Below are 774 nucleotides of genomic sequence, written 5' to 3'. Positions count from 1 at the left end.
GCGCCGGTGTCGTCGGGCACGAAGGTCTGCGCGGTGATGGCTTCATATGCCTTTATATAGACAGCCGAGGTCTGCTCGATGAGATCGGTCGGGATCTCGGGGATCTCGTCCTTGTAGGGGTCGCAGCGTTCGGCCACCCAGGCGCGGACGAAATCCTTGTCGAAGCTTGCCGGGCGCGTGCCGGCCTCGAAGCTCGCCTGGTAGCTGTCGGCGAGCCAGTAGCGGCTGCTGTCGGGGGTATGAATTTCGTCGGCGAGGATGATCGTGCCGTTCTCGTCGGTGCCGAACTCATACTTGGTGTCGACGAGGATGAGGCCGCGCTTGGCCGCCATTTCCTGGCCGCGGGCAAAGAGCGCCAGCGCGTATTTGGACAGCGTATCCCACTGTGCCTGCGTCAGCAGACCGCCTTCGACGATTTGGGTCGGCGTCAGCGGCTCGTCGTGGCCACCATCGAATTCCTTGCTTGTCGGCGTGATGACCGGCTCGGGGAGCTTCTGGTTGTCGCGCATGCCATCCGGCAGGCGCATGCCGTACATCTCGCGCTCACCCTTCTTATAAAGAGTGAGGATCGAGGTGCCGGTGGTGCCGGCGAGATAGCCGCGCACGACGATTTCGACCGGCAGGATGTCGAGGCGCTTGCCGACGACGACGTTCGGATCGGGATAGGCGATGACGTGGTTGGGGCAGATGTCCTTGGTCGCCTCGAACCAGTAGCGCGCCGTCTGGGTGAGGACCTGGCCCTTGTATGGGATGCAGGTCAGGATCCGGTCAAAC

At 63.0% G+C, this 774-nt stretch carries 1 protein-coding gene; it reads right to left on the bottom strand.

Going from position 1 to position 774, the window contains the following annotated elements:
- On the bottom strand, window positions 1-774 hold a 774-nt coding region (locus B3605_RS00350; protein ID WP_296431518.1), incomplete at both ends, for a phosphoribosylaminoimidazolesuccinocarboxamide synthase.

Origin of the sequence: Rhizobium sp. UBA1881 (assembly GCF_002338015.1) — a bacterium.
Classification (GTDB): domain Bacteria; phylum Pseudomonadota; class Alphaproteobacteria; order Rhizobiales; family Rhizobiaceae; genus Rhizobium.
Note: the sequence above shows the minus strand (reverse complement) of the source record. Positions and strands in the feature narration are given on the sequence as shown.